Raw genomic sequence first — 26062 nt, 5'->3', positions numbered from 1 at the left:
GAAGGGGAATGCGGAATGAATGTATCGATCGTTCGTTATGTTGTGGCACGTCTGTTGCAGATTGAAGCCGCATTGATGATTTTCCCTCTTGCGGTGAGCTTGCTTTATCGGGAATCTTGGAACTATCTTTTCAGTTTTTTGTCCGTGATGATTTTTTTGGCGGTGCTCGGGCAACTATTAAGCTTGAAAAAGCCTGAGAATAAACGGATGACTGCCCGGGAAGGCTTCGTCATCGTCGCGATTTCCTGGATTTTGTTTTCCTTTTTCGGCAGTCTGCCTTTTGTCATTAATTCGGATATCCCTTCTTTTGTGGATGCATTTTTCGAGACGAGCAGCGGATTCACAACAACAGGTGCGAGTATTTTGGATGATGTGGAATCCTTATCCCATTCCAGCTTATTCTGGCGAAGTTTTACCCACTTGGTCGGAGGAATGGGGATTTTGGTTTTTGCCTTGGCGGTCTTGCCGCAAATCGATTCCCAATCCGTTAATATCATGAAAGCCGAAACACCCGGTCCTACTTTCGGCAAACTTGTGTCGAAATTGTCTTCTTCGGCTCGGATTTTGTATCTGATTTACCTTTCCATGACAGCCATCGTCACTATCCTGCTCTGGATTGGCGGGATGGATCTGTTTGATTCTCTGCTTCATGCTTTTGGTGTAGCTGGTACGGGAGGTTTCGGCATCAAAAATGGCAGTATCACGCCTTATGAGAATGCCTACGTTGAGTGGGTAATCAGTATAGGTATGCTTGCCTTCGGGATAAACTTCAATATGATTTATTTATTGCTGATAGGAAATATCAAGCAAGTATTCAAGAGTGAAGAGTTGAAGTGGTATTTCTTGATTGTGCTGGGTGCTGTGGGGCTGATTTGTATCAATCTGATAGGGGACTATGATTCAATTTCGAAATTGATCAGGGATGTTTTTTTCACGGTATCTTCTGTCATTACGACAACCGGATTTACGACAGCAGACTTTGGTTCCTGGCCGTTATTTTCCCAGATGGTGATTTTGTTGCTGATGTTTTTTGGGGCATGTGCGGGTTCTACGGCTGGAGGATTGAAGATTTCGCGTGTCGTTGTCTATGTTAAGATTCTGGTTGCGGAAATCAAACGTGTCGCGCAGCCGAATCGGATCGTGGTTGTTCAATATGATCAAAAGCCTTTGGGGACAAATACGAAGCACGGTGTAGCTAATTATCTGATCATCTACTCGGTAGTCTTTGCAGCAGTGTTTATGCTCATCAGTCTGGATGCGCCGGACTTTTTGTCGGCTTTCAGTGCAGTAGCGGCAACGTTCAATAATATCGGTCCTGCTTTGGGAGCAGTCGGACCGGCATACAGCTACAGCAAATTGCATGATTACTCAAAGGTTTTGTTGTCTTTCACGATGCTTGCGGGGCGGTTGGAAATTTTTCCGATTTTGATCCTTTTTGCACCGCGTACATGGAAAAAATAGAAATAAGAGGCGTGGATAGCGCGGCCAACCGTGCTTGATCATGAAAAATTCAAAAAACTGATGCTGACATAAAGTCGACATCAGTTTTTTGCTGTAAGGTGTCCCGGTAAGTGCTCAGATAGAGCGGGAACTTCTTGGCGATAATGAAGCTTGGTAAGCTTGATCCACTTTCGCCAACATCTGATAGACCGCTTCATAACTTTCGCACACATCATCCGGAACTGTGTAGTTATTCGAAACCGCGCGCAATTGGATGAACTCCTCGTTCAGGTCTGGTTTTTTTGTGTCGGCTGTTAGGGTCTTTTCGAGGATCGCGTTGAATAGCTGGTGAACATCATGGAATTCCGGGTGATTTTTTCCATGTACACGGGCTACAATCGGCACGTATTGTTCCAATGTTGGAAAGAGAGCTTCCTTCACTTCTGTAAATGTGGGTTGATTGGACATCTGAGATCCTTCTTTCTGAGTTCTGATGCTTTCATTATAATGCTGATCCGCCAAAAGATACTTGATCTGTGTCAAGAAAAAGAAAATCGATACGACGCTCTTTCGAAATTGGCTGGAATATCCTGGATAGCCAATTGATACCGCCTTCATATCATTTGGCGGTATAATGAAGTCAAAGGGTGAAGAAGTGGACTACAAGACGTTTGTTGCCATGGTGGAAGAAGGCAGTGTAGAGACAGTGTTGGTAGAGGAAAACCGGATAGAATTCACAGCGCTGGACGATGAAGGGGCAGAGAGCACCTTCATTACCGGCAGAATGGAGGATCCTCAACTCACGGACCGGCTGCTGCTGACTGATGTAAAGTTTGAGAAAGAGATTATCGAGGAGAGTTCTCCGCTTGTTGATTTTTTCCTGATTTGGATTCTGCCCATGGTGTTGTTGTATGCGTTCTGGAACTTTATGATGCGCAGGCTGCAGGGAAGAGTCGGAGGGCTCGGCGGCAGCGAAATGAAATTCGGCAAAAGCAATGTCATGGTTTATGCTGCATCTGAAACAGGAAAAACATTTGCGGACGTAGCAGGCCAGGACGAAGCGAAAGAAGCACTTTGGGAAGTGATCGATTTTCTGCACAATCCCCAAAAATACCGGGAAATCGGGGCGAAGATGCCGAAAGGGATTCTGCTTGTCGGACCTCCGGGAACCGGCAAAACGCTGCTTGCGAAAGCTGTCGCGGGAGAAGCCAAAGTTCCGTTCTTTTCGATATCGGGGTCAGAATTTATGGAGATATTTGTCGGTGTCGGAGCAGCCAGGGTGCGGGATCTGTTCAATCAAGCCCAGGCAAAAGCCCCCTGCATCGTCTTCGTTGATGAAATCGATACGATCGGCAAGAGCCGTAACCTGTCTGGAATCACCGGAAATGATGAGCGGGACCAAACGCTCAACCAATTGTTGAATGAAATGGACGGTTTTTCCTCGGAAAAAGGCGTGGTGATCCTGGCGGCAACGAACAAACCTGAAGTTCTTGACAAAGCGCTGTTGAGGCCAGGGCGTTTTGACAGGCGCATTCCACTCGAACTGCCGGATATTGCCGGCAGAGAGGCGATTCTGAGGGTGCATGCAAAAACAGTCAAAATGACGGAGGATGTTGATTTGAAAGGAATCGCAAAGTATACACCCGGCAGCTCCGGCGCCGATCTTGCCAATCTGATAAATGAAGGCGCTCTCCATGCCATAAAAGAAGAGCGCAGCAAGATCAATCAATCCGATTTGGAGTATGCGTTGGAAATCATATTGGCCGGATACCAGCGGAAAAATGCGATCCTCTCGAAAGAAGACAAATTGGCGATAGCGTACCATGAAATCGGCCATGCGATCGTTGCCGCAAAACAGACCGATTCCGCACCAGTCAATAAAATCAGCATCATCCCAAGGACATCCGGGGTCCTCGGCTATACGATGCAGTCGGAAGAGACAGACCAGATTCTTATGAGCCGGGAAAAGTTCCTGAACAAGATCGTCACCTACATGGGCGGACGATCTGCCGAGGAAGTCATTTTAAATACAATCACGTCCGGGGCGGAAAATGACATAGAGGCTGCAACGGCTATTGCACGGGCCATGGTCACGCGCTACGGTATGAGTGAAAAATTCGATATGATGGCCTTGGAAACGATCAATAATCCTTATCTGGGAACGGATGTAACCTCGCTCGTGTCGAATGAAACCTCCGCGAAAATTGATGATGAGGTTTTGCGCATCATCACATTCGCCCATGAAAAAGCCAAGGAAATCATCCGGGGAAATTTACCGAAAATGCATGAACTTGCAAAATACCTGCTCGAAAAAGAAACCATGACCGGCGAGGAATTCATGGAAATGCTAGAGGAAAAAGATGATGGAGGCTAATGAATCGAGTTTTTACATTTTTTTGCGATTTGTGGCATAATAAACATCATAAGTATGGAAAATAGATTCAGGAAGTTTCAGAAAGGGGTCAGTATGAAAAATACGAAAATATTTGGAATGTCGTTTGCCAGCGTTTATCCGTTGTATATCAAGAAAGCCGAGAAAAAGGGCCGCACGAAAGAAGAAGTCGATGAAATCATTTTCTGGCTGACCGGATATGATGAGGCAGCGCTGCAGCAACAACTGGATAATAAAGTTGATTTCGAGACATTTTTTGCACAGGCGCCGCAGCTGAATCCCAACGTTTCGCTTATCACAGGAGTCATCTGCGGTTACCGCGTTGAAGAGATCGAAGACAAACTTATGCAAAAGATCCGTTATCTGGATAAGTTGATCGACGAATTGGCAAAAGGCAAGGCCATGGAGAAAATACTAAGAAAATAGGCTATACGTGCAAGCAAACCATAAAATAAACAGGCTAATGGAGGAAACAGGATGGAATTCAAAAATGTTACAGTGATCAAGGAAGCGAATGTGTATTTTGATGGGAAAGTGACCAGCAGAACGGTTCTGTTCGAAAGCGGAGAGAAAAAGACACTTGGATTCATGTTGGCAGGCGAGTACGAATTCAACACTGATGCAGAGGAAATCATGGAAGTCCTGGGTGGCGATATGTCGGTTATGTTGCCGGGTGAAGCGGAATACACGCTTTACAGCAAAGGCCAAAGCTATGTTGTTCCGGCAAACTCATCCTTCAAGATGATTGTCGAGAAATATGTGGACTATTGCTGTTCATACAAAAATGACTAAATCTGAAACACCACGTATACAGTAACCGTCTGGCAATACAGCCAAACCAACTGATTTTAAAAAAATAAAAGAATATATGATGAAAATCCGCAATCATTTGTTTGATTGCGGATTTTAAAATATATACTCGATTATCTGATCGACTTTAGCGATATCCTGAACAGGCAATCTATCAGCAAATTCTATTTTTCTGGCGTGAAAATCCAAAGATTTGAGTTGGGAAATGACGATTTGACCTGTGACAACCATTTCTTTCGGCAACGTATATCGAGTAGGAATGTTTTTTATTGTCGAAGTGATGGGGCAAATAACCGCAAACAAGGTGGAACGATTAAATTCGTATCTTGAGACAACCAGTCCCGGCCGACGTTTCTTGATTTCATTTCCTGAAGATGGGTCAAAATTTACCCAGACGATATCGCCTTTCTTGGGGATGTACCTATCGGAAGCGTTCATCAGAATAGTTCTCTCCCTTCAGGAGATAAATTATTCCACTCATCTTTTTCGTAAAAAGCTCCAGCTTCGGACAAAACAAAGGGATCATCAATTTTTGGAACCAATGTGATTGTCCCATCTGGTGAATAGATTACGACATATTCTTTATTGGGTTCTAATTTTTCGCCATTGTGAAGCGGCAGGGTGACAACTACGGAACTTCCTTGCAGTCTGGACTTTGTAATTAGCATGTTTCTCACCTCTTATGAATAATTATACTCGACAACACTCAGTCACGCAAAGTGCACTATCGGCACATGCTAAAAAAGTAAATTTAGGAATATAATCGATTTATGGAGTCGATGACCCTAGGGAAGTCAGCCGACAGAACAATGGAATTCAGGAGGGATACGGTGATGGATATGACGAATTATGCCATCATGACCATCATCGAACTCGAGAATAAAACATAATGTTGCGTACAATAGTATCCAGTGCCTCAAAAAAGATAGACGATACCAGAGCATCCAAGCTCTGGTATCGTCTATCTTTTTAAATCGTGATGCTGTTGATGAAACGTGCAATCCTTGGGTCGGTTGTGCTTGCGAAGAAGTCCTTGGTCGGGCCGTCGAAGCCGACTTTGCCGTCTTCCAGGAAGAGCATGCGGTCCGCTGCTTCCCGGGCGAAGTCAAGGTTGTGCGTCACGATGATCATGGACAGCTTCTCGGAGGCGAGTTCCTTCAAAACACGCAGCACTTCTGCCTCCAACTCGGGATCAAGGGCGGATGTGGGTTCATCGAACAGGACGAAATCCGGTTCCATTGCCAATGCGCGCGCGATGGCAACGCGTTGCTGTTGACCGCCCGACAATTGGTCCGGGTAATGATCCAGTTTGTCGGCCAATCCCACTTTGTCCAGCAGGTTTTTGGCTCTGGCCGTCGCTTCCGTTTTCGAAAGTTTCAGAACCGTGATCGGGCCTTCGATGACATTTTCCAATACCGACAGATGCGGGAAGAGGTTGAAGCTCTGGAACACCATCGCCGTTTCTTTGCGGATTGCCATCATTGTTTCTTTCGAAATTTTGGAGCTGAAATCGACCTCGAGAGTGCCGTTCTTCAGGATGCCGCTTTCTGGCACTTCCAACAGGTTCAAGGTGCGGAGCAAGGTGGACTTGCCCGAACCGGATGGACCGACGATGACGGTCGTTTCACCAGTTTTGAACGTCAACGAGATGTCCTTGAGGGCATGGAAGTCACCGTAGGATTTTTGGATATTTTTGATTTCGATCATGTCGTCACGCCTTTTTCAGATATTTGGAAGTTCTGATTTCCAATTTGCCTTGGATCCAGGTCAACACGGTACTGATAAGTAGATAGATCACAGCCACTTCCATATACAGAATCAGCGGTTCATAGGTAACGGAAGCGAACTGCTGCCCGACCATCGTCATTTCGATGATCGTGATGCTGGATGCGAGCGAGGTCGATTTCACCAAAGAGATGAAGTCATTCATGACAGCCGGCAAGGCAATCCGGATGGTCTGCGGGAAGATGATCCTTTTCAGGACCTGTCCGTGCGTCATGCCCAAGGAGTCGGCCGCTTCCCATTGCCCTCTCGGGATGGACAGGATCGCGCCGCGGATGGATTCGGCCGAATAGGCGCCGCTGTTTAAGGCAAAAGTCAGGATGGCAGCCGTCCACGCATCCAAGGTGATGTTCAGCTTCGGCAAACCGAAGAAGACGATGAACAACTGGATCAAAAGCGGGGTGCCGCGGAATACCCAAACGTAGAACCAAGCCAGCGCCTTTAATATCTTGCTTTTCGAAATCCGCATGACTGCAGTAAGGACCGCCAGTACAAGGGACAAGGCAAAGGAAATCAGCGCCAAGGGGATGGTGACGGTAAATCCTGCTTCCAGAATTGGCCATAGGGCGTTTTCGATTATGGATAATGTATGCTGCAAAATTTACTCACCGTTCCTTTATGTATTTAAAAATTGTGAATGTTAATCATTAAAAAATCAGATAAATCGTACCGATTGCGCATCTTAGAACGCAATCGGTACGATTTTCTGAATGTGGTGCTGAACGAATCCGCCCAACTTTTCTTATTCGTTGGCGCCGACACTGATGTCTTCACCCAGGTATTTTTCGAAGATGGCTTTGAATGTGCCGTCTTCTGTGCGTGCTGCAATGATTTCGTTCAGTTTAGCCTGGAAATCTGCGTTTTCCTTTTGCAAGATGATGCCGACCTTATCGTTGGTTGGCAATTTTTCGTCGATCAGGCGCAAAGTGGATTCCGGATGTTCCTCAAAATAAGTCAAGAACGTGATGTAATCGTTGATCGTACCGTCCGCGCGACCGGAAGTGATCAATTCGACTGCTTGGTTGAAGCCATCGACAGGGACGATTTCAGCGCCTAGGTCAGTAGCGTTCTTTGCGTAATTGCTTGTGGTGGATTGGGCAGATTTTTTGCCGCTGTAGTCTGCCAAAGTTTGGATATCGGAGTCTGCACTGACCGCCAATTGGCCATAGGACTCGAAATAAGCATCGGTGAAATCATAAACCGCTTGTCGTTCTTCGGTCACGCCGACGTTGTTGATGACGATGTCGTATTTATTGACGTCCAATCCGGCAATCAGGGAATCCCATTTCGTTTCGACGAAGACAGCTTCCACGCCCAAATCTTCCGCAATGACTTCTGCGATTTCCACTTCGAAACCGACTAAGTCTCCGGTTTCTGTATCATGATAGCTGAACGGAGGGTAAGTGCCTTCCACACCGATGCGCAATTGTTTGTTTTCTTCGATCGTCTTTAAGACGTTTCCTGCTGCAACGGTGCTTGTTGCTGTAGAGGCACTGTCCGAACTCGAGTCAGTTGTTGTTGCGCCGCAAGCCGCCAATGCCAAGCCGGCTGTACCCACGAATAAGATTTTTGATAATAGTTTCTTCATTATATTCACTCCTGTTGTTTTTTTTGAATAGTTGCCGGTCATTCGACCGAAAAAACGCCCCACATGGTTATTGCTGGTGATGGTGGACCGTAAACCGACATTCCTTACTTTTTATCGCTCGAAGGCATGAGGAAATCTTATCACCAGCGTATGTAAGAAGCAAATAGTTAAAAACGAACAGTATTGATAGGTAAAACCGATCACCTAAGTATTATGCATCATGAAAATCATGCCGCGATTAAGATGCTTATCGGCCCCCACGAGAATCGTGTATAATATAAGAAAAAACAAGAGATTCGCTGATCAAGAGAGCGAAATGGAACCAGGGGGAATTTGTATGGGAGATGGATTGAAAAGGTTGATCCAAGCGGCGCAACAACTGGAGGAAGTGGATCTTATCATTCAAAATGGAACCGTAGTGGATGTGTTTTCGCTTGAGACCTTTGAGGCTGACGTCGCGATCCGGGATGGTCGTATCGTCGGCATCGGTACCTACCCGAACGGAAAGCAAGTGGTGGATGCTACAGGCAAGTTCATTCTGCCGGGTTTTATCGATGGGCATATTCATATTGAATCGACGATGGTGACACCGTCGCAATTTTCACGGGCGCTCATCAAACACGGTATTACGACCGTTGTGACCGATCCTCATGAAATTGCGAACGTCGCAGGGACAATCGGAATCGACTTTATGCTCGAGGACGCCGCCAATGCCGACATGGATATTCTGATGAAGCTGCCTTCGTGTGTGCCGGCAACGCCCTTCGAGCAGAACGGCGCGACGCTGACTGCGGATGATCTCCGCCCTTATTTGACCCATCCGACCGTCATTGGCCTGGCGGAAGTGATGGATTATCCAGCTGTCTTGGATGCAGACCCGGACATGCTGGAAAAAATCCGCATGACGACAGAAGCTGGGATGATGGTCGATGGACATGCGGCCGGTTTGACTGATACTGCGCTGAATGTGTACAGCACAGCCGGAATCCGCAATGACCACGAGGCGGTGACGGCGGAAGAAGCAATGGCACGCGTACGCCGTGGCATACACGTATTGGTGCGCGAAGGTTCAGCCGCGAAAGATTTGCTGGCGTTGTTGCCGGCCATCAACGAAAAGAACAGCCGTCGTTTTTCATTCTGTACGGATGATAAGCATCTTGACGAGTTAGCCGAAGAGGGAACCATCAATTATGCCGCTCAGCTTGCGATCCAACAAGGCTTAGATCCGCTGATCGCGATCCAGATGGCTACGCTCAACAATGCGGTGTGTCACGGTATCCAGGACAAAGGCGCCATCGCACCAGGTTATGTTGCGGACATCTTGATTACGGACAGTTTAGAGAGGCTGAGCCCGGAAACGATCATCAAAGACGGGCGCGTGCTGAATTTGGATGAGCTGAGAAATGTCCATGCTGTTGTCCCGCAAGCTGTACGATCATCGCTTCATTTAAAGAAAGTAACAAAAGTCGACTTGCAGATTCCACTCTTGGAAGGCCAAAAAGCTTGGGTTATCGGCATTGTGCCGGGAAGCATCATTACACAGAAAAACGCAAGGGATGTGCAGACGGAAGACGGATTTTTTGTTGCGGATCCGCAAAATGATCAACTGAAGATGGTTGTGTGCGAGCGTCATCACCAAACCGGCAGCATCGGTGCTGGCATCGTCAGTGGTCTAGGTATGAAACGGGGCGCAATCGCTTCGACAGTGGCCCATGATTCGCATAATCTGGTCGTGGCCGGAACCAACGATGAAGACATGCTGCTGGCGATCGAGGAAGCGGAACGGATGCAAGGCGGACTCGTCATCGTGGATGGCGGCAAAGTATTGGCTTCAGTCCCGCTGCGGGTCGGAGGTATTATGTCGGAAAAACCGTATGAAGAAGTGATCAAGGAATTGCATCAGTTGCACGGGCAGTTGGCTACGCTGGCGGAGGAAGGACAGAACATTTTCATGATTCTTTCGTTTCTGTGTCTCCCGGTCATTCCGCGGCTGAAATTGACGGATAAAGGATTGTTTGATGTGGATTCCTTCCAGCATATCGAAGTGGGGATTCCGATGTAAGGTCACTTACTTCAGTGCGGTCCGGAAAGGCGGTGGTCCTTTATGGCGATTTCATTTGGTGCATTCATTCAGTTGCTGCTGACGAGCCCGGCTATTGCGGTGACGGTGATCTTGACGTTGGGCGTGGTTTTGGTGAACGGGTGGACGGATGCGCCGAACGCCATCGCCACCTGCGTTTCGACACGAAGTATGACCCCGCGCAATGCCATCTTGATGGCGGCAGTGTTCAATTTTTTTGGTGTCTTTGCGATGACCGCAGTCAATGCGAAAGTTGCCCAGACGATGGCAAAGATGGTTGATTTTGGCGGAAATACGGAAGATGCGGTCGTGGCGCTGTGTGCGGCGCTCTTTGCGATTGTGGTATGGGCCACTGCCGCTTGGTATTTTGGCATTCCGACAAGTGAAAGCCATGCCTTGATTGCTGGGGTGTCTGGGGCTGCGATTGCGTTGCAAGGCGGTATCGATGGAATCAATGGTGCGGAATGGATTAAGGTTCTGTATGGATTGCTGCTTTCCACCGTTCTTGGGTTGTCTCTGGGCTTTCTGGTCGTGAAGCTTGTCGGCGCGCTGTTCAAAGACATCGAGCGGCAAAGCACGACCATATTCTTCCGCAACAGCCAGATCGCCGGTGCGGCGGCGATGGCCTTCATGCATGGGGCCCAGGACGGCCAGAAGTTCATCGGGATTTTCCTGTTGGGCATCGCTTTGTCGCAAGGGAATGCCGCGACTGATTTCATGATTCCTGTCTGGCTGATGCTGTTGTGTTCCACCGTCATGGCCTTGGGAACGGCAATTGGTGGCGGGAAAATCATCAAGACGGTAGGAGTCAATATGGTGAAGCTGGAGACCTATCAAGGATTCAGCGCTGATTTTGCCGGGGCCTTGAGCCTCTTGACGGCTTCCCTGTTTGGGCTGCCGGTGAGCACGACCCACACGAAGACGACGGCCATCATGGGAGTGGGCGCAGGCAGGCATCTGTCGAGCGTAAACTGGTTGACGGTCAAGGAAATGGTTTATACGTGGGTGTTGACCTTTCCAGGCTGCGGCCTTGTCGGTTATCTGATGGCAAAGCTGTTCATTCAGATATTCTAGGGGGAGCCGATTATGTTCAAAAAGAAGATGGAAAAGTTGGATTATTTCGATGAATTCATCAATCTTGCCGAATGGGGCGTCCAATCGGCGGAATACCTGAAGCAAGTTTTAGTGGAGTATCCGGTCGTTGGCCTCAGCCAAAAGCTGGATGAGATGCATGAAATCGAACACAATGCCGATCTCGCGAAATACAGGCTGATGCTCTATATGTACAACGACTTGTTGCCGCCTTTCGACAGGCCCGATGTGATCGCGCTGGTCACCAGTCTGGACCATGCCATCGACATGATCGAGGATGTTATGATCCATATTGAGATCTATCAACCGCAGAACATCACCCCGGAAATCAACCAGTTTTTGGATCTGATCGAAAAATCAGCAGTGGAATTGCTTACGGCTGTGCAGCTAATGAAAATCTACAAGAAATCGCGAAAAGAGATTCATGAAGTCATCGACCGGATCAATGCCTGTGAGAAGGAAGGCGATCTGCTCTACATACAATCGATGCGCGAACTATATCAAAGCGATGTGGATGCGGTCAGCATCGTCATCCTGAGCAAAATCTATCAGTCGCTGGAAGATTGCTGTGATGCGTTCAAGGACGTGACCAAGTTTGTCGAGGAGATTGCTTTGAAATACTCATAGCCCGGTAGATGTAAAATAAAAAAAATCCCTGCAAGGCAGAAAATTTCTGACTTGTGGGGATTCTTCGCAACAATACATCATCCAAAAATGTTCATCAATCATGATTCGTTGCCTGATGAACGAAATCATTTAGAATAGCATGGAGTCATTTATTCAGCGAGACAACTAAGCGTTTCACCCTTGTCTCTGGCATGCATGCTTACGCCGTTCATCTGACGGTCGTCTTGCGCGTGATGACGGAGATGAGTGGCGTGGCTACGAACATACTGACCGTGATTTTCATATGTCACAGTATCCATCATCGCTGCTTCTACGGGAGATGCAACAGCAAAAGTGGTCAAGGCAGTAAAAGAAATCAGGCCAATCATCAAATATTTTTTCTTCATGGGTAAGTTCTTCCTTCCTATTTTTAAACTGGCTAAAGTTTATGAGACTGTTTCCGTGTTGTTGATCGAACAAAAGGAATGATCAACAACGCGGGATCGCTTGATCCTTCTTGAGTATACTAAGGAAGTATGTAGAACAGATGTAGATGAAGAAAATAAATGAATGGACAATTAGTTGAATTTTGCGCAAAGTTATGACATAATATGTTCGAAAACTAAATAACTTCTTTATCAAGAGAGATTGAGGGACTGGCCCGATGAAATCTCAGCAACCGACCATCGCATGAACGCGGCGGCACGGTGCTAAATCCTGCAGAGCAATCTGAGAGATAAGAAGAGCAAAGCGACATTCCCGACTCTTCTTGTTTAAAGAAGGGTTTTTTGTTTTCAAAAAAAACAATCTGGAGGGAAAGACGATGACAATGACAAAAGAACAATTCGAACATTGCGAAAGAATGGAAGCTGCAGGCGGCCCAAAAAGCCAAGCCGAGGCTATGCTCTATCATCAGTACAAACAGCAAAAGGCTGCCATTGCAGAAGCGCTTAAGATGGGTAAGGAGAACTATCAAACGGAACTGCTGGCCAAAGTAGTGGAAGTACATCGGCTTGAGGAAGAAATCGCCAAGTTGCAGCAGCACCTTTACCTGGAGCGGGTACAAGTGGATAAGATGATGGAACTGATGGACCAGTTTTAACGAAGCAATTGGGAGGAGGAATGGATTTGGAACTGAAGATGAAACGCATCTACGAAGCCCCCGCGGAAGCTGATGGCTTCCGGATCCTGGTTGATCGGCTGTGGCCGCGGGGTGTGAAAAAGGAAGCCGCGCAACTGGATGCATGGCTGAAAGACAGCGCGCCTTCGCCGGATTTGCGCAAATGGTTCGACCACGATCCCGAAAAATTCACCGCCTTCAAAGAACGCTATGAAGAGGAAATGTTGACGAACCCGCCGACAGCTGCTGCTGTAGCGGAGATCCTGAAACAGTTGGAAGCGACCGATGTCACATTGGTCTATGCCGCGCGGGATCCGGAAATCAATCATGTCGTCGTGTTATGGGATTTTGTGGAGAGCCAGTGGAAATAAGCGATCATAGAATGCGAGAGAAGACGCGCTTGGCCAAGGGCGTCTTCTTTCGGTTGGGGGTGCTGCCTCAGTTGGCTTTCGGAGAAGCGTCAGTGTCTGTTCAGTCGACAAAAGTGAGTTGTCTTGAGCTTCAGTAGCAATGGTCGTGTGGAATAGTCGACGCACCCCCATCAGGTCTCGTTCCTGTCCCCGAACTGCTTCCGGTATTTCAAAGGCGGCAGCCCGTAGCTGCGCCGGAATTGCTCCACGAAGTAGCTGGTCTGGTTGTAGCCGACCGCTTCGCTGATTTCACTGATCGAGAGGTCGGTGCCGATGATCAGGTTTTTGGCCAGAAAGAGCCGATGCTTGGCGACGTATTTCATCGGGGATGTCTGAGTGTACTTCTGGAACAGTGCCGTGCAGCGGTTTTTGTTGATTAAGGCATGGTTGGCCAGATCAGCAACGGTGATCGGACTTTGATAATGTGCTTCTACATATGCTAGCAGTCTGTGGAATAAATTTCGATCCTCAAAATCGGCCGTTTTGCCGGACCCACTGGACGACTGCATGATTTCCTCCAGGCAGTCCGAAAGCAGGTTGATGACGGAAAAGTAGGGGATGGATCGGTCGCTTGCCGCCAGGATCCGGTGCAGCCGGGCCGTCATTTCCGGAGACAAAGCCAGCAGCCGATAGCTGAAGGCCTCTTTTTCCAACAGCGGCAGAATGTAGTCCTGAAGCACTTTTGGATGGAAAAAATCCGGCTCGAAATTGATGCAGATGGCGGCTGCATCGCCTGCGATTGTCCGGGATCGGTGCAGTTGCCCGCGGTTGATGAGCAGGAGCGTATCGTCCGATAACGGAAACGTCTCCTCGTTCACCGTGAATGCCAACGTGCCTTCATGGACCCAGACAGCCTGCAGTTCCTTGTGCCAATGCAGCGGAATCGTATCGTGGCGCAGATGCTGAAAATGCTGGCGAAGCAGTGTCAGATTGAAGTCGTTGGAAGGGAAAAGGACGTCCTCTTCCAAGTGATTCCTGAAATGGATCGGCATCGTTTTGCCATCGACTTTGCTTGCAACGATGCGGTTGTTGTCTGTAATGGGATCAGTAAAATCGTTCATCTGGATCGCTCCTTCTTCGTTCGGTTCTGCAGCTTTTCTGATATTATCATAACAATTTCGATCTTCCTCTAGCAAATCCGGCAATAGAATTTACACGAATCTGATAAAAATAAATAGGCAATTGATAGAACCAGTCAGATCAGCCGACTATAATGAATCCATACAAAAGATAATCACAGAAATGGGAGCGGGCAATATGAGCAACAAATTAAAAGGAATTTTATTGGCGGCGGGTGGAGGCAGCTTGTGGGGGATTTCAGGGATTTTGGCGCAACTGCTTTTCGCTGTTTATACGGTCTCTTCAGAATGGCTGGTGAGCACGCGCCTTTTGATGGCAGGAATCTTGATCCTTTTCTACAGCCGTGCCGTAAAGCGGGAGGATATTTTCGGGATTTTTCGTGAAAGCGGGGATGTCATCCGCCTGCTGTTGTTCGCGGTGTTCGGCATGGTCTCCTGCCAGTATTTGTTTTTCAAGGCAATCGAAGTGAGCAGCGCGTCCTTGGCGGCCATCCTTCAATTCACAGCGCCGATTTTTGTCTATCTATATATGTTGATAAAAAAAGAGAAGCGCTTCAATCCGGCTGAAGGCGGATTGGTTCTGGCGACTTTTGCAGGCGTGCTGCTGATCGTGACCAAAGGGGATTTCAGCCAAATCGCGGTTTCGCCGCTTGGCCTGGCACTCGGCATCGGGTCTGCTATCGGAGTGGCCTTTTACACCCTGCAACCGCGCCTGATTCTGAAAAAATACGGATCCCCCGTGGTCGTTGGTTGGGGTATGTTCATCGGTGGCGTGCTGTTCCAGTTCATCCACCCTTTTTGGGCCCCCGGATTCGCGGTGACAGCGCAAAGCATGCTGCTGACCGGTGCGATCATCCTCTTCGGCACGGCTGTCGCCTTCCTGGCTTATCTGGAAAGCGTGAAATACATCGAAGCCTCCTTGGCGAGCGTCATGACCGCATTGGAGCCGTTGCTGGCGGCGGTACTTTCGGTGCTGGTTTTCGGCACCTCATTCGGGCTTTTTGAATGGTTGGGCATTGCGATTGTTTTGGGATCTGTACTGCTGCTGTCGAATTTCAGCCGGTTCAAAGAAAAAAGCCCTTCCCGGGAATTCGGAAAAGGAATCTTGTAAAAACAAAGCAAGCAGCAGGCGACTCCTTAGCGCCGGCTGCTTGCTTTAAATTACTTTGGCTATTTTTGTTCCAATACCACGCGGTAATAATCATCATCGCCTTTGAAAACCAATTTGATTTGTAGTTCCCTTTCGGAAAGTTTCGGGTCGACAAAAGTATTCGTTTCGTCGGATACTTTTTCTTTAATGTCGTCGAGGGAATCGTAATAGGCTACAATAAATGGCTCATGCTCCGCATCAAAATCCGCAAGTTGTTCCAAAAAGGCCGTTTCGTTGTCGATCACTTCCGTGCTGATGACTTCTGAACTTTCGCTGACTGATGATTGCGTGACTTCGGTTTCAGGCGTTTCTTCTGCGCCATTCGAACAGGCCATAAGCAACAATACAAGCGGAAGAGCTAAATAGGCTTTCATTTGCAAGTTGATTCCTCCCATTTTTTAATTATTTCAATATTAAGTATAAACCAGTTATGCTTAATGTTGAAATAATGTTAATAATAAGGAACAAAAAGATTTGGGATAAATGAATACTCCCTAGCGGTTATCGCTTGACTTAACCTTAACTTTAAGGAGTATGCTCTTTCTACAAGAGCGAGAATGCTGCTTTTGAATTAAAAGCATAATGGAGGAAAAATAGATGGTACTAGCGAGAGCAAGAGCAGTCGACGGTCCGGACAAACCGTTCCGATTTGCTGAAATCAAGAGACGGGAATTGGATGAACAGGACGTTCTGATCGAAATCAAGTTTGCGGGTATTTGTCATTCGGATATCCATACAGCCCATGGTGAATGGGGACATGTGCACTATCCGCTCGTGCCTGGGCATGAAATCGCGGGATTGGTCACAGCGGTCGGACCCGGTGTGACGAAGTATCAAATCGGGGATCGCGTCGGCGTCGGCTGCATGGTTGATTCCTGCGGAGAATGCGAAAATTGTTTGCGTGGCGAAGAGCAATACTGCCTGAAAGGCAATGTCCCGACCTATGCCGGAGTCGATAAATACGGTGAACCGACACAGGGCGGCTACTCGACGCATATCGTCGTGACCGAAGATTTTGTTGTGCGCATTCCGGACAACATCGGTCTGGACGCCGCAGCGCCGCTGTTGTGCGCCGGCATCACAACCTACTCACCATTGAACCGTTGGCAGGCCGGCCCCGGCAAGAAAGTCGCCGTGATCGGACTGGGCGGATTGGGGCACATGGGCGTCAAAATCGCGCATGCGATGGGGGCTGAAGTCACCGTCCTTTCGCAAACGTTGAGCAAAAAAGAAGACGGACTGAAGTTCGGGGCGCAGCATTATTACGCCACCAAGGATCCGGAAACATTCAAGGAATTGGCCGGCAGCTTTGATTTGATCATCAATACGGTGAGTGCCGTGATCAATCTGGACGCTTACCTGGGCTTGTTGAAACTCGACGGCACGCTGGTGAACGTCGGGGCTCCAGGAGAACCGCTGTCAGTGAATGTGATGTCCTTGATCGGGCATCGCCGTTCCTTTGCAGGTTCCATGATCGGCGGCATCCGCGAAACCCAGGAAATGCTGGACTTCTGCGCCGAACACGGCATCGTTCCGAACATCGAAGTCATTTCAGCCGACCAGATCGACGAGGCCTATGAACGCGTACTGGCTTCCGACGTCAGATACCGTTTCGTGATCGACACCAGCACAATCTGATGAAAAATTAGTTCTCTGATGTTCAATGTTTTTGGGCGCAAGGGTATATGGAAGCTACAGAATAAATAGGGTTGTGCAAACAGGCTAAAAAAGAATGAAAAAGAATGCAAAGTTTATGGCGACTTTGCATTCTTTTGCGTTATACTTTTTGCAAAACCTAATATTTTCAGAGAACTATCATCAGGGGGGACACATTGAATGGAATTCATTTCTATAGTTGAAATAATCGGAACGATCGCCTTTGCGATGTCAGGGGCATTGACCGCGATCGAGAAGGATCTTGATTATTACGGGATCGGGATATTTGCGATCACGACTTCGGTAGGCGGCGGGATCGTCAGGGATCTGCTGATTGATCGCCCTTTGCCGGCATCATTGGAAAACCCGCTCTATGCACTCATCAGCTTGCTTTCCGCCGGCTTTGTCATTCTTTTCTATACGGACATCAACAAATTGGCGAAGAAACTGCAATTTTTTGATGCGATCGGTCTTGGGGCATTTACTGCTATCGGAGCGGAGGTAGCTGTGCGGCTGGGCTTTCAACAGTGGTACGTGGTGGTGACGTTGGCGGTATTGACCGGAACCGGTGGCGGACTTATCAGGGATGTGTTCGCTCGGGAGATTCCTTATATATTCCGCAAAGAGGTGTATGCGATGGCGTCCATCCTTGGGGCCATCCTGTACATTATCGTGTTTCGCTTAGCCGGAAGTCAAATGGCGTTATACAGCTGTTTTTTGGCAACCACTTTGATCAGGCTCTACTGTATGGAGAATGAGGTGCACTTGCTGAAAGTCGGGAAGGTCACACTTGAATAGTCATCCGTTCCAAAGCTGCGTGCATTATTCGATACAATTACCCAAATATTTTTTTTACCTGGAAATAAGCTAATTGAATGTTAAACCGCAATGAAGGGCTTGACAATGCCTAACATTGCGGTTTTTTGTGTTAAATGAATCAAATTCCGCGCGGGGTGAAAGCGCTCCAAAAACGCTTGACACTTCTTTGTTGTGGGGTTATAATTCATTTAGTTAATATTTAGTAAAAATAACAAGTAAAAATTTATCAAAAACAAGAAGGAGCGGATGAAGATGGAATTGACAGGGTTGAAGCAAAAATTTGAGGAATTATTCGACAAAAAGGATTACACAGCATTTTTCGCACCGGGACGGATCAATCTGATCGGCGAGCACACGGATTACAACGGCGGGAATGTCTTTCCTTGCGCCATCACATTGGGGACATACGCTATCGCGGCAAAAAATGATCTCAAGCAAGTCCGTCTCTACTCGGAAAACTTCCCGGAAGCCGGCGTCATCAGCTTCGATTTGGCCGATCTTGATCATAAAAAAGCCGACAGCTGGGCGAACTACCCGAAAGGCATGCTCCGCTATCTGAAGGAAGCCGGTCATGCCATCCCGGAAGGCATGGATATGGTCATCTTCGGAAATATCCCGAACGGCTCGGGTCTGTCTTCATCTGCATCCCTCGAGCTATTGATGGGTGTCGTTCTGGATAACCTGTTCGATTTGAACGTGGATCGTTTGGACCTCATCAAAACCGGCAAACGCGTGGAGAACGAGTTCATCGGCGTGAACAGCGGCATCATGGATCAGTTCGCTGTCGGCATGGGCGAGGAAAACAAAGCAATTTTGCTGGACTGCAATACGCTTGAATATGAAATGGTTCCTGTAGAATTGGGCAATCACGCAATCGTCATCATGAACACGAAAAAACGTCGCGAATTGGTCGACTCCAAGTACAACGAACGCCGCAGCGAATGCGAAGAAGCCTTGGCGAAATTGCAGAAGGTCGTATCGGTAGGCAGCCTAGGCGAACTCGATGAAGAAACGTTCGAAAATGCGAAAGCAGTTCTGGAGAGCGATGTCTTGTACCGCCGTGCGCGCCATGCCGTAACCGAGAACCAACGCACCTTGAAAGCCAAAGCGGCTTTGCAGGCGGGCGAATTGGAGGCATTCGGCCAGTTGATGAACCAGTCGCATATTTCTTTGCGGGACGACTATGAAGTGACCGGCATCGAATTGGACACATTGGTTCAAGCCGCTTGGGATCAACCGGGTGTGCTGGGAGCGCGCATGACCGGAGCTGGATTCGGTGGCTGCGCGATCGCCATCGTCGAAAAAGATGCGATTCCAGCCTTTATCGAAAATGTCGGTAAAACCTATGAAGCAGCGATCGGTTATCCGGCAGAATTCTACATCGCCGAAATCAGCGACGGCGCAAAACGGTTATAAGGAGCGGTTGGTATGACGATAAATGAGACAGCGTACATGATCGATCAAGCTGTTGTCGATTTCGTGGAAACGGGCATCGCAAACGGCGAAACGGAAGCGATGGACAGGATTGCGCAGCGCAATCTGCTGTTGGCCATGATCGGCAAGGAAGATTTGGACACAAAATTGGAGCCATCGCAAATTTTGCCGGAGCGCTTGGATCTGCTGGATCGCTTGGTGGATTGGGCGGTCGCAAACGGTAAAATCGCGGACTACCAATACGCGAGGGAGACGCTGGAGGCGCAGATCATGTCTTTGATCACGCCGATGCCTTCCGTCATCAATAAGCATTTCTGGGCAGTCTATGCAGAAAATCCGGAAGCGGCAACTGACTATTTTTACGAGCTCAGCCAAAACAATGATTACATCAAAACCCGCAGCATCGCCAAAAATATCGCGTTTCAGCACCGTACTGATTACGGGGAGCTGGAGATTACGATAAACTTGTCCAAACCGGAGAAGGATCCCAAGCAGATCGCGTTGGCGAAAAACGTACCCGCATCAGCTTATCCAGCTTGCCAACTCTGCATGGAAAATGAAGGCTACGCCGGGCGCATCGACCATCCGGCCCGCGCCAACCACCGCATTGTCCGCATGCCGTTGAACGATGAAAAGTGGGGGCTGCAGTATTCGCCATATGCGTATTACGAGGAGCACTGCATCTTTTTGGCCGAGGAGCACAAGCCGATGAAATTGGATAAGCATACTTTCGAGAAGCTACTCGGGATTATCAAGCAATTCCCACACTACTTCGTCGGATCGAATGCGGACCTGCCGATCGTCGGTGGATCGATTCTATCGCACGATCATTATCAGGGCGGACGGCACACCTTCGCGATGGCGGAAGCGCCGGTTGAACAGCCATTTGAAATGGATCGATTCGCTTCGGTTCAGGCTGGCATCGTCAAATGGCCGATGTCCGTCATCCGGCTTGCCGGTAAGGACGTGCATGAATTGGCGGAGGCGGCATCCTTTATTCTGGATGCATGGCGGGGCTATTCGGATGAAGCGGCCGGCATCCTGCATGTCACCGAGGGCATTCCGCACAACACGATCACGCCGATCGCGCGCATGAAGGACGGCTTGTTCGAACTGGATCTGGTGCTGCGCAACAACCGGACTTCGCCGGAGTTCCCGGACGGTATTTTCCATCCGCATCCGGACGTGCAGAACATCAAGAAAGAGAATATCGGCCTGATCGAAGTGATGGGGCTGGCGATTTTGCCGCCGCGCTTGAAGGATGAATTGAGCGAAATCGAAAAGTATCTCAATGGAGAAACAGCAGAAATCGCTGCTTACCATCAGGAGTGGGTTGCAGGCTTGGTGGACAAAAAGGCGAGGACCGGTGACGATGCGGCAGAAGTGGTGCAGGATGCGGTAAGCGAAGCCTTTTTGCGGGTGCTGGAGGATGCCGGTGTGTTCAAACGTACCCCCGAAGGCCAGCAAGCGTTTGGCCGTTTCGTCGAACAGTTGCGTTGATTTTTGAAAGGAAAGTGGAGGGGATAAAATGTCAGTATTAGTGACTGGAGGCGCCGGCTACATCGGCAGCCATACCGTAGTGGAATTATTGAAAGCAGGTCAGGAAGTCGTTATCGTCGACAACTATTCGAACAGCAAACCGGAAGTGTTGAACCGGATCGCAACGATCACCGGCAAAGCACCGACTTTCTATGAAGTGGATGTGTTGGACCGCGAAGCCTTGGACGCCGTTTTCGCAAAAGAGGAAATCGACTCGGTCATCCATTTCGCGGGCTACAAAGCAGTCGGAGAATCCGTGGCGAAACCGATCGAATATTACCACAACAACATCACGAGCTCTTTGGTATTGTGCGATGTGATGCGCAGCCACGGCGTGAAGAAGATCGTCTTCAGTTCTTCGGCGACGGTCTACGGCATGAACAACGTGTCACCGCTGACGGAAGACCTGCCGACAAGCGCAACGAACCCTTACGGCTACACAAAAGTGATGATCGAACAGATCCTGCAGGACGTGGCATTCGCCGATTCCGAGTGGAGCATCGCCTTGCTGCGTTATTTCAACCCGATCGGCGCGCATGAATCCGGCCTGATCGGCGAAGACCCGACCGGCATCCCGAACAACCTGATGCCATACATCACGCAAGTGGCGGTCGGAAAATTGCCGCGCTTGAGCGTATTCGGTGATGATTACGATACACCGGATGGCACAGGCGTCCGCGACTATATCCATGTCGTCGACTTGGCTTTAGGCCACATCAAGGCTTTGGACAAAATCAAGGAAACGGAAGGCGTTGGCATCTACAACCTAGGAACAGGTACCGGCTACAGCGTGCTGGACTTGGTGCATAACTTCCAGGATGCCAATGGTGTCGAGATCCCTTACGTAATTGTCGACAGACGCCCTGGAGACGTAGCGACCTGTTATGCGGACGCTACCAAAGCCAAGGAAGAACTGGGTTGGACCGCCCAGAAGACATTGGCGGACATGTGCCGCGATTCCTGGAATTGGCAAAAGAATAATCCGAACGGCTACGAATGAAAAAAGCTTATACAGACTCGTTGATTCTGTATGAGAATTGAATATATGCTCAAAAATAGCCCGCCAAAAGTACTTTGGCGGGCTATTTCAGTCCAAACAACAGTCATAAAACCCGCCGAAACCACTTTGGCGGGGGAAAACGTCCGCGGACAACTCGAGATTCACCGCCAAATCCATTTTGACGGAGAATCTCGCCACGAACTTCGAACCCCAGAGACAAACAGATAACAATACCATTAAACAACAAAAGAAACGGAGCAGTCTCATTTCGAGACAGCTCCGTTTTTTCGCACTTCCGATGGCAGACAGTGGAATCTGTTTTTGTAACACGTATAGAAATAAGTCTTGTTCGAAAAGCCGACTTCGGTCAGGATCGTCTGGATCGGGATTTCGGTGGATTCGATGAGCAGGTTGGCTTTCAGCAGCCGCTTTTCGTTCAGCAGTTCCGTGAACGTCTGGCCGCTGCGCTTCTTGATCATGTTGCTCAAGTAGTTTTTGTTGAAGTTCAGCCGTTTGGATGCCGCGTCCAAGGTCAGGGTCGTGAATTCGGCATCGATCAGCTGGAGGACCTCGTAAAAGGGGTCTTTTTTGCTGAACGTTTCGCTGTACTCGTGCGGCAGCGAACGTGCCAATTCGTAAAGCAGGATCGGCAGATAACTGCTGATGATCTTTCCGGAAAAGACCTTCGGGAAGAAATATTCATCGGCCATATTGTTGATGATTTGCTTGATGTGTTCGTTTTGTTCATTGCGGAACAGGATGAAGTTGGCTGCATTCGTATCCAGTGGGTCATTCGTCAGCAAAATTTTGTAGAGGATGCTGTCGTGGTGGTTCATGTTCATCAGCCAGTTGATCGAGATGCTTTTGTTGTTGAAGAGGATGTTCAAAAGCAGATCGTCCTTGCCGAGCGCTTCGATGGAATGCGCGCTGCCGGTGTCCATCAGCAGGATGTCGCCTTCCTTCAACAAGTAAGGGACGCCGTTGATGATCTGGCGGCATTCGCCCTTCACGATGTAGTTGAGTTCGAGGAATTGGTGCGAGTGCTCCGGGTAGGCGGCGTAGCGGTTGTGTTTGCTGATGTAGATGTCCTTGTTTTCGAAAAACAGATGTTCCTTGATTTTTGGCGCCCGGGTCGCCTCCCCCTCCAGTTCCGGCAGATCGGGCACAAATTTATGCCGCTTTTTCTGTTCCTTTTCGATGACAGATTCCTGCGATAACAGCGCAATCAGATCCATCCCAACACCTCCTGTATATTTGGTACTCACAACTAATTCAGTGACATTGTAGCATAAATCCAGAAGTTGTTTAATAGTAATGTAAACAATTACAAGGCGGAGGTGTGAAACAAGTAAATGAAGTACTATACGATGATAGATATCGGAGCCTCCAGCGGGCGGATCATGCTGGCGGAAATAGATAATAAACAATTGGCGTTGCAGGAAGTGCACCGTTTCAAAAATGGCTTCAGCCGCATCGACGGATCCGACAGATGGGATATCGAAACCATTTTCGAAGAAATCCTGACTGGGTTATCCAAACTGAAGGCACTCGGCGTGACGGAATGCCATCTCGGGATCGATACATGGGCGGTCGACTACTGCCTGATTGGAACGGACGGCCAATTGCTGCAGCTGCCGATCAGTTACCGGGACGAACGCACGAAAGATACGATGGAAAAAGTGGTGCAAGAGATCGACAAAGAGACAATCTACGCCAAAACGGGCATCCAGTTCCTGAACTTCAATACTTTGTATCAACTGTATGAAGAGGACAAGGACTTGTTGGCCAAGACCGACAAAATTTTGATGGTACCGGATTATCTGGCATACCGCTTGACCGGGGAAATGGTCGGCGAAGTGACGAATGTGTCTTCTTCGCAGATGCTGAATCTCGAAACCGGGGAGTTCGATGCCGACTTGCTTGAACTTGTCGGCATCCCGAGAGAGAAGTTCCCGGAACTGGTTGTGCCAGGAACGAAAATCGGCGATGTGAAGGCTGATCTGACGGAAACTTATGACCTGCCCAAAATCGAAGTGATCGCTGCGGCGACACACGATACAGCATCCGCCATCGTCGGCGTGCCGGCGCTGGCCGGGAAATGGGCCTACCTCAGCAGCGGAACCTGGTCATTGATCGGTGTCGAAAACGACGCACCGATCAATGACCGTCCCGCCTACGAAGCGAACTTCACGAATGAGTGGGGCGCTTACGGCACCTATCGTTTCCTGAAGAACATCACGGGCATGTGGTTCGTGCAGGAAATCGCGCGCAACCTGGATTACCGCCACTCCTACGGCGAAATGGCGCAGATGGCCTATGCAGTCGAACCATTCCTGCAGTATGTCGACCTGAACGATCCGCGCTTCCTCAATCCGGCAAATATGATTGAGGAAATCCAAGCCTATTGCCGCGAAAGGGGCGAAATCGTTCCGGAAACGACCGGCGAATTGGTGATGTGCGTGTACAGCAATCTGGCCTTGGCCTACGCGCATGAACTGAAGAAAGTCGAAGCACTAACGCAGGAAACGATTGACGTGCTGCACATCGTCGGCGGCGGAGCGAATGTTAAATTGCTGAATCAGTTGACTGCCGATGTCACCGGGAAGCTGGTCGTTGCCGGACCTACCGAAGGCACCGCAATCGGAAACCTGCTCGTGCAGATGATTGCGGCTGGAGAATTTGCTGACCTGGCGGAAGCCAGAAAATGGCTGAGAAGTCAGATTCATGTGGAAGAATACCCACCAAACCCGATCGCAGACCGGGAGCACCTAAAAAAATACGAAGAAAAGATTGGAGTATAGACAAATGACTAAACCTATTGAAGAAGCATACGCTTTAGCGAAACAAAAATACGCCGCCATCGGTGTGGATACGGATGCAGTACTTGAAAAATTAAGCCAAATCAAGGTTTCCTTGCAGTGCTGGCAAGGGGACGACGTATTGGGATTCATGTTCCCCGATCAAGCCTTGACCGGCGGGATTTCCGTCAGCGGCAACTACCCTGGCAAAGCAACGACGCCAGCGCAATTGCGTGCCGATTTGGATAAAGCCTTAAGCCTGATCCCTGGTAATCATAAAGTTAATCTGCATGCCATCTACGTGGATACGGACGAAAAAATCGACTTGGATCAGATCGAACCAAAGCACTACGAAAAATGGGTAGAATGGGCAAAAGAAAAAGGCCTTGGACTGGATTTCAACCCTACTTGCTTCTCCCATCCAAAATCGACAGACGGCACATTGTCCAGCAATGACCCTGAAACGCAAGCGTTCTGGATCGAACACGTGAAACGCAGCCGCAAAGTGGCCGCTTACTTCGGCGAAGAACTGAACCAAACTTGCGTGAACAACATCTGGATCCCGGATGGCTACAAAGACAACCCAATCGACAAAATGTCGCCGCGTGTACGCCTGCGTGATGCGTTGGATCAATGTTTGGAAGAGAAATTCAATGATGCGCATATGCTGGATGCAGTCGAAGGCAAACTTTTCGGTATCGGTGCAGAAAGCTTCACGACCGGTTCCAACGATTTCTACCTGTCCTACGCTTTGACAAGGGATATCTTGTGGACAATCGATGCGGGACATTTCCACCCAACCGAGGATGTATCCGATAAATTCACGGCCTTCCTGCCGTTCGGTAAAGGCTTGATGCTGCACGTGAGCCGTCCGATCCGTTGGGATTCCGATCATGTGGTTATCTTGGATGAAGCGACTACCCGCATCGGCGAAACATTGGTTCGCAACGATTTGTTGGACAAAACTTTCATCGGCATGGACTTCTTCGATGCAACGATCAACCGTGTCGCAGCCATGGTCATCGGCGCACGCAGCACATTGAAATCCTTGCTGTTGGGCATGTTGAGCCCGATCGAAACATTGAAGGATGCCGAAAGCACAGGCGATTTCACAACCCGTTTGGCTGTCACGGAAGAAATGAAATCTTATCCATTCGGCGCTGTCTGGGAATTCTATTGCCAACAACAAAATGTACCAGCTGGTACGGAATGGCTGACTGAAGTAAAAGACTACGAACAAAAAATTCTGACGGAACGCAAATAAGGG

At 48.8% G+C, this 26062-nt stretch carries 27 protein-coding genes and 1 riboswitch; of the genes, 17 read left to right on the top strand and 10 right to left on the bottom strand.

What is annotated here, in order from left to right; translation table 11 throughout:
- The first annotated feature begins 15 nt into the window (after positions 1-15).
- Positions 16-1461, top strand: coding sequence for a TrkH family potassium uptake protein (locus TES5_RS12355; protein ID WP_068562298.1), 1446 nt, complete (start codon positions 16-18; stop codon positions 1459-1461).
- Between the two features lie 114 nt (positions 1462-1575).
- Here the strand turns inward: TES5_RS12355 and TES5_RS12350 are convergent, their stop codons facing one another.
- The gene (locus TES5_RS12350; RefSeq protein ID WP_068562297.1) at positions 1576-1908 is read right to left on the bottom strand and encodes an iron-sulfur cluster repair di-iron protein, ric; all 333 of its coding nucleotides are present in this window, start codon (positions 1906-1908) and stop codon (positions 1576-1578) included.
- A gap of 133 nt (positions 1909-2041) precedes the next feature.
- Between TES5_RS12350 and ftsH the strand changes: the two genes are divergently transcribed.
- The 3 genes from ftsH (at position 2042) to TES5_RS12335 (ending at position 4624) form a co-directional block, all read left to right on the top strand.
- The gene (gene ftsH, locus TES5_RS12345; RefSeq protein ID WP_369813498.1) at positions 2042-3814 is read left to right on the top strand and encodes an ATP-dependent zinc metalloprotease FtsH; all 1773 of its coding nucleotides are present in this window, start codon (positions 2042-2044) and stop codon (positions 3812-3814) included.
- 93 nt (positions 3815-3907) lie between these two features.
- Positions 3908-4258 carry a DUF2200 domain-containing protein gene (locus tag TES5_RS12340; protein ID WP_068562295.1) on the top strand — a complete coding sequence of 117 codons (351 nt, stop codon included), beginning with the start codon at positions 3908-3910 and terminating at the stop codon, positions 4256-4258.
- 51 nt (positions 4259-4309) lie between these two features.
- Positions 4310-4624, top strand: a complete 315-nt coding sequence (locus tag TES5_RS12335; protein ID WP_068562294.1) for a pyrimidine/purine nucleoside phosphorylase — start codon at positions 4310-4312, stop codon at positions 4622-4624.
- 114 nt (positions 4625-4738) lie between these two features.
- On the opposite strand, the gene TES5_RS12330 is transcribed toward TES5_RS12335, so the two are convergent.
- From TES5_RS12330 to TES5_RS12310, 5 genes are all read right to left on the bottom strand, one after another.
- Positions 4739-5080, bottom strand: coding sequence for a type II toxin-antitoxin system PemK/MazF family toxin (locus tag TES5_RS12330; RefSeq protein ID WP_068562293.1), 342 nt, complete (start codon positions 5078-5080; stop codon positions 4739-4741).
- Positions 5080-5310, bottom strand: coding sequence for a type II toxin-antitoxin system PemI/MazE family antitoxin (gene mazE, locus TES5_RS12325; protein ID WP_068562292.1), 231 nt, complete (start codon positions 5308-5310; stop codon positions 5080-5082). Before mazE ends, TES5_RS12330 begins: the two co-directional genes overlap by 1 nt.
- A 301-nt stretch (positions 5311-5611) precedes the next feature.
- Entirely contained in the window at positions 5612-6349 is a 738-nt protein-coding gene (locus TES5_RS12320; RefSeq protein WP_068562291.1) for an amino acid ABC transporter ATP-binding protein, read from the bottom strand.
- A 4-nt stretch (positions 6350-6353) separates the two neighbouring features.
- On the bottom strand, positions 6354-7022 hold the full coding sequence (locus TES5_RS12315; protein ID WP_068562290.1) for an amino acid ABC transporter permease: 669 nt from the start codon (positions 7020-7022) through the stop codon (positions 6354-6356).
- Positions 7023-7166: 144 nt separating this feature from the next.
- Complete coding sequence (locus TES5_RS12310) at positions 7167-8012, bottom strand: transporter substrate-binding domain-containing protein (protein WP_068562289.1); 846 nt, start codon at positions 8010-8012, stop codon at positions 7167-7169.
- Positions 8013-8232: 220 nt separating this feature from the next.
- Between TES5_RS12310 and ade the strand changes: the two genes are divergently transcribed.
- The 3 genes from ade to TES5_RS12295 are packed head-to-tail and all read left to right on the top strand — an operon-like array spanning position 8233 to position 11811.
- Positions 8233-10074 (top strand): adenine deaminase, encoded by a 1842-nt coding sequence (gene ade, locus TES5_RS12305; RefSeq protein WP_369813497.1) that lies wholly within the window; start codon positions 8233-8235, stop codon positions 10072-10074.
- A 42-nt stretch (positions 10075-10116) separates the two neighbouring features.
- Positions 10117-11166 carry an inorganic phosphate transporter gene (locus TES5_RS12300; protein ID WP_068562287.1) on the top strand — a complete coding sequence of 350 codons (1050 nt, stop codon included), beginning with the start codon at positions 10117-10119 and terminating at the stop codon, positions 11164-11166.
- Positions 11167-11178: 12 nt separating this feature from the next.
- Complete coding sequence (locus TES5_RS12295; RefSeq protein WP_068562286.1) at positions 11179-11811, top strand: DUF47 domain-containing protein; 633 nt, start codon at positions 11179-11181, stop codon at positions 11809-11811.
- 149 nt (positions 11812-11960) lie between these two features.
- Here the strand turns inward: TES5_RS12295 and TES5_RS12290 are convergent, their stop codons facing one another.
- Positions 11961-12197, bottom strand: coding sequence for a hypothetical protein (locus TES5_RS12290; RefSeq protein ID WP_068562285.1), 237 nt, complete (start codon positions 12195-12197; stop codon positions 11961-11963).
- A 225-nt stretch (positions 12198-12422) separates the two neighbouring features.
- A riboswitch (SAM riboswitch) is annotated at positions 12423-12533 on the top strand.
- Between the two features lie 80 nt (positions 12534-12613).
- Between TES5_RS12290 and TES5_RS12285 the strand changes: the two genes are divergently transcribed.
- Positions 12614-12892 carry a hypothetical protein gene (locus TES5_RS12285; RefSeq protein ID WP_068562284.1) on the top strand — a complete coding sequence of 93 codons (279 nt, stop codon included), beginning with the start codon at positions 12614-12616 and terminating at the stop codon, positions 12890-12892.
- A 26-nt stretch (positions 12893-12918) separates the two neighbouring features.
- On the top strand, positions 12919-13281 hold the full coding sequence (locus tag TES5_RS12280) for a DUF488 domain-containing protein (RefSeq protein WP_232309386.1): 363 nt from the start codon (positions 12919-12921) through the stop codon (positions 13279-13281).
- Positions 13282-13451: 170 nt separating this feature from the next.
- On the opposite strand, the gene TES5_RS12275 is transcribed toward TES5_RS12280, so the two are convergent.
- Complete coding sequence (locus TES5_RS12275; RefSeq protein WP_068562282.1) at positions 13452-14381, bottom strand: AraC family transcriptional regulator; 930 nt, start codon at positions 14379-14381, stop codon at positions 13452-13454.
- A gap of 196 nt (positions 14382-14577) precedes the next feature.
- On the opposite strand from TES5_RS12275, the gene TES5_RS12270 reads away from it, so the two are divergent.
- Positions 14578-15510 carry a DMT family transporter gene (locus TES5_RS12270; protein WP_068562281.1) on the top strand — a complete coding sequence of 311 codons (933 nt, stop codon included), beginning with the start codon at positions 14578-14580 and terminating at the stop codon, positions 15508-15510.
- 59 nt (positions 15511-15569) lie between these two features.
- On the opposite strand, the gene TES5_RS12265 is transcribed toward TES5_RS12270, so the two are convergent.
- Positions 15570-15929 (bottom strand): hypothetical protein, encoded by a 360-nt coding sequence (locus TES5_RS12265; RefSeq protein WP_068562280.1) that lies wholly within the window; start codon positions 15927-15929, stop codon positions 15570-15572.
- 217 nt (positions 15930-16146) lie between these two features.
- Here TES5_RS12265 and TES5_RS12260 point away from each other — a divergent pair, with 217 nt between their 5' ends.
- The 5 genes from TES5_RS12260 (at position 16147) to galE (ending at position 21997) form a co-directional block, all read left to right on the top strand.
- Positions 16147-17187 (top strand): NAD(P)-dependent alcohol dehydrogenase, encoded by a 1041-nt coding sequence (locus TES5_RS12260; RefSeq protein ID WP_068562279.1) that lies wholly within the window; start codon positions 16147-16149, stop codon positions 17185-17187.
- A 198-nt stretch (positions 17188-17385) separates the two neighbouring features.
- Positions 17386-18003, top strand: a complete 618-nt coding sequence (locus TES5_RS12255; RefSeq protein ID WP_068562278.1) for a trimeric intracellular cation channel family protein — start codon at positions 17386-17388, stop codon at positions 18001-18003.
- Positions 18004-18276: 273 nt separating this feature from the next.
- A complete protein-coding gene (locus TES5_RS12250) occupies positions 18277-19440 on the top strand; it encodes a galactokinase (protein WP_068562307.1) in 1164 nt (387 codons plus the stop codon).
- 12 nt (positions 19441-19452) lie between these two features.
- Positions 19453-20958: a UDP-glucose--hexose-1-phosphate uridylyltransferase gene (galT, locus tag TES5_RS12245; protein WP_232309383.1), complete on the top strand. Its 1506-nt coding sequence runs from the start codon at positions 19453-19455 to the stop codon at positions 20956-20958.
- A gap of 28 nt (positions 20959-20986) precedes the next feature.
- Complete coding sequence (gene galE / locus TES5_RS12240) at positions 20987-21997, top strand: UDP-glucose 4-epimerase GalE (RefSeq protein WP_068562277.1); 1011 nt, start codon at positions 20987-20989, stop codon at positions 21995-21997.
- A gap of 263 nt (positions 21998-22260) precedes the next feature.
- Here galE and TES5_RS12235 read toward each other — a convergent pair whose 3' ends face one another.
- Positions 22261-23232, bottom strand: coding sequence for a helix-turn-helix domain-containing protein (locus TES5_RS12235; protein WP_068562276.1), 972 nt, complete (start codon positions 23230-23232; stop codon positions 22261-22263).
- A gap of 117 nt (positions 23233-23349) precedes the next feature.
- Between TES5_RS12235 and rhaB the strand changes: the two genes are divergently transcribed.
- Both rhaB and TES5_RS12225 read left to right on the top strand, forming a co-directional pair.
- The gene (rhaB, locus tag TES5_RS12230; RefSeq protein WP_068562275.1) at positions 23350-24798 is read left to right on the top strand and encodes a rhamnulokinase; all 1449 of its coding nucleotides are present in this window, start codon (positions 23350-23352) and stop codon (positions 24796-24798) included.
- 4 nt (positions 24799-24802) lie between these two features.
- Positions 24803-26059, top strand: coding sequence for an L-rhamnose isomerase (locus tag TES5_RS12225; RefSeq protein ID WP_068562274.1), 1257 nt, complete (start codon positions 24803-24805; stop codon positions 26057-26059).
- The last annotated feature ends 3 nt before the right edge of the window (positions 26060-26062 follow it).

This window comes from Trichococcus sp. ES5 (assembly GCF_900067165.1).
Taxonomy (GTDB): domain Bacteria; phylum Bacillota; class Bacilli; order Lactobacillales; family Aerococcaceae; genus Trichococcus; species Trichococcus flocculiformis.
Note: the sequence above shows the minus strand (reverse complement) of the source record. Positions and strands in the feature narration are given on the sequence as shown.

What these genes read in the sequence shown, in the direction of transcription:
- galT (WP_232309383.1), top strand. Translation starts at nt 19,453, where the DNA reads ATGACGATAAATGAGACAGCGTACATGATCGATCAAGCTGTTGTCGAT.
- TES5_RS12275 (WP_068562282.1), bottom strand. Translation starts at nt 14,381, where the DNA reads ATGAACGATTTTACTGATCCCATTACAGACAACAACCGCATCGTTGCA.
- TES5_RS12250 (WP_068562307.1), top strand. Translation starts at nt 18,277, where the DNA reads ATGGAATTGACAGGGTTGAAGCAAAAATTTGAGGAATTATTCGACAAA.
- TES5_RS12290 (WP_068562285.1), bottom strand. Translation starts at nt 12,197, where the DNA reads ATGAAGAAAAAATATTTGATGATTGGCCTGATTTCTTTTACTGCCTTG.
- TES5_RS12340 (WP_068562295.1), top strand. Translation starts at nt 3,908, where the DNA reads ATGAAAAATACGAAAATATTTGGAATGTCGTTTGCCAGCGTTTATCCG.
- mazE (WP_068562292.1), bottom strand. Translation starts at nt 5,310, where the DNA reads ATGCTAATTACAAAGTCCAGACTGCAAGGAAGTTCCGTAGTTGTCACC.
- TES5_RS12355 (WP_068562298.1), top strand. Translation starts at nt 16, where the DNA reads ATGAATGTATCGATCGTTCGTTATGTTGTGGCACGTCTGTTGCAGATT.
- TES5_RS12350 (WP_068562297.1), bottom strand. Translation starts at nt 1,908, where the DNA reads ATGTCCAATCAACCCACATTTACAGAAGTGAAGGAAGCTCTCTTTCCA.
- TES5_RS12270 (WP_068562281.1), top strand. Translation starts at nt 14,578, where the DNA reads ATGAGCAACAAATTAAAAGGAATTTTATTGGCGGCGGGTGGAGGCAGC.
- galE (WP_068562277.1), top strand. Translation starts at nt 20,987, where the DNA reads ATGTCAGTATTAGTGACTGGAGGCGCCGGCTACATCGGCAGCCATACC.
- TES5_RS12310 (WP_068562289.1), bottom strand. Translation starts at nt 8,012, where the DNA reads ATGAAGAAACTATTATCAAAAATCTTATTCGTGGGTACAGCCGGCTTG.
- TES5_RS12320 (WP_068562291.1), bottom strand. Translation starts at nt 6,349, where the DNA reads ATGATCGAAATCAAAAATATCCAAAAATCCTACGGTGACTTCCATGCC.
- TES5_RS12225 (WP_068562274.1), top strand. Translation starts at nt 24,803, where the DNA reads ATGACTAAACCTATTGAAGAAGCATACGCTTTAGCGAAACAAAAATAC.
- TES5_RS12295 (WP_068562286.1), top strand. Translation starts at nt 11,179, where the DNA reads ATGTTCAAAAAGAAGATGGAAAAGTTGGATTATTTCGATGAATTCATC.
- TES5_RS12300 (WP_068562287.1), top strand. Translation starts at nt 10,117, where the DNA reads ATGGCGATTTCATTTGGTGCATTCATTCAGTTGCTGCTGACGAGCCCG.
- TES5_RS12335 (WP_068562294.1), top strand. Translation starts at nt 4,310, where the DNA reads ATGGAATTCAAAAATGTTACAGTGATCAAGGAAGCGAATGTGTATTTT.
- TES5_RS12260 (WP_068562279.1), top strand. Translation starts at nt 16,147, where the DNA reads ATGGTACTAGCGAGAGCAAGAGCAGTCGACGGTCCGGACAAACCGTTC.
- TES5_RS12255 (WP_068562278.1), top strand. Translation starts at nt 17,386, where the DNA reads ATGGAATTCATTTCTATAGTTGAAATAATCGGAACGATCGCCTTTGCG.
- ade (WP_369813497.1), top strand. Translation starts at nt 8,233, where the DNA reads ATGAAAATCATGCCGCGATTAAGATGCTTATCGGCCCCCACGAGAATC.
- rhaB (WP_068562275.1), top strand. Translation starts at nt 23,350, where the DNA reads ATGAAGTACTATACGATGATAGATATCGGAGCCTCCAGCGGGCGGATC.
- TES5_RS12235 (WP_068562276.1), bottom strand. Translation starts at nt 23,232, where the DNA reads ATGGATCTGATTGCGCTGTTATCGCAGGAATCTGTCATCGAAAAGGAA.
- TES5_RS12330 (WP_068562293.1), bottom strand. Translation starts at nt 5,080, where the DNA reads ATGAACGCTTCCGATAGGTACATCCCCAAGAAAGGCGATATCGTCTGG.
- TES5_RS12285 (WP_068562284.1), top strand. Translation starts at nt 12,614, where the DNA reads ATGACAATGACAAAAGAACAATTCGAACATTGCGAAAGAATGGAAGCT.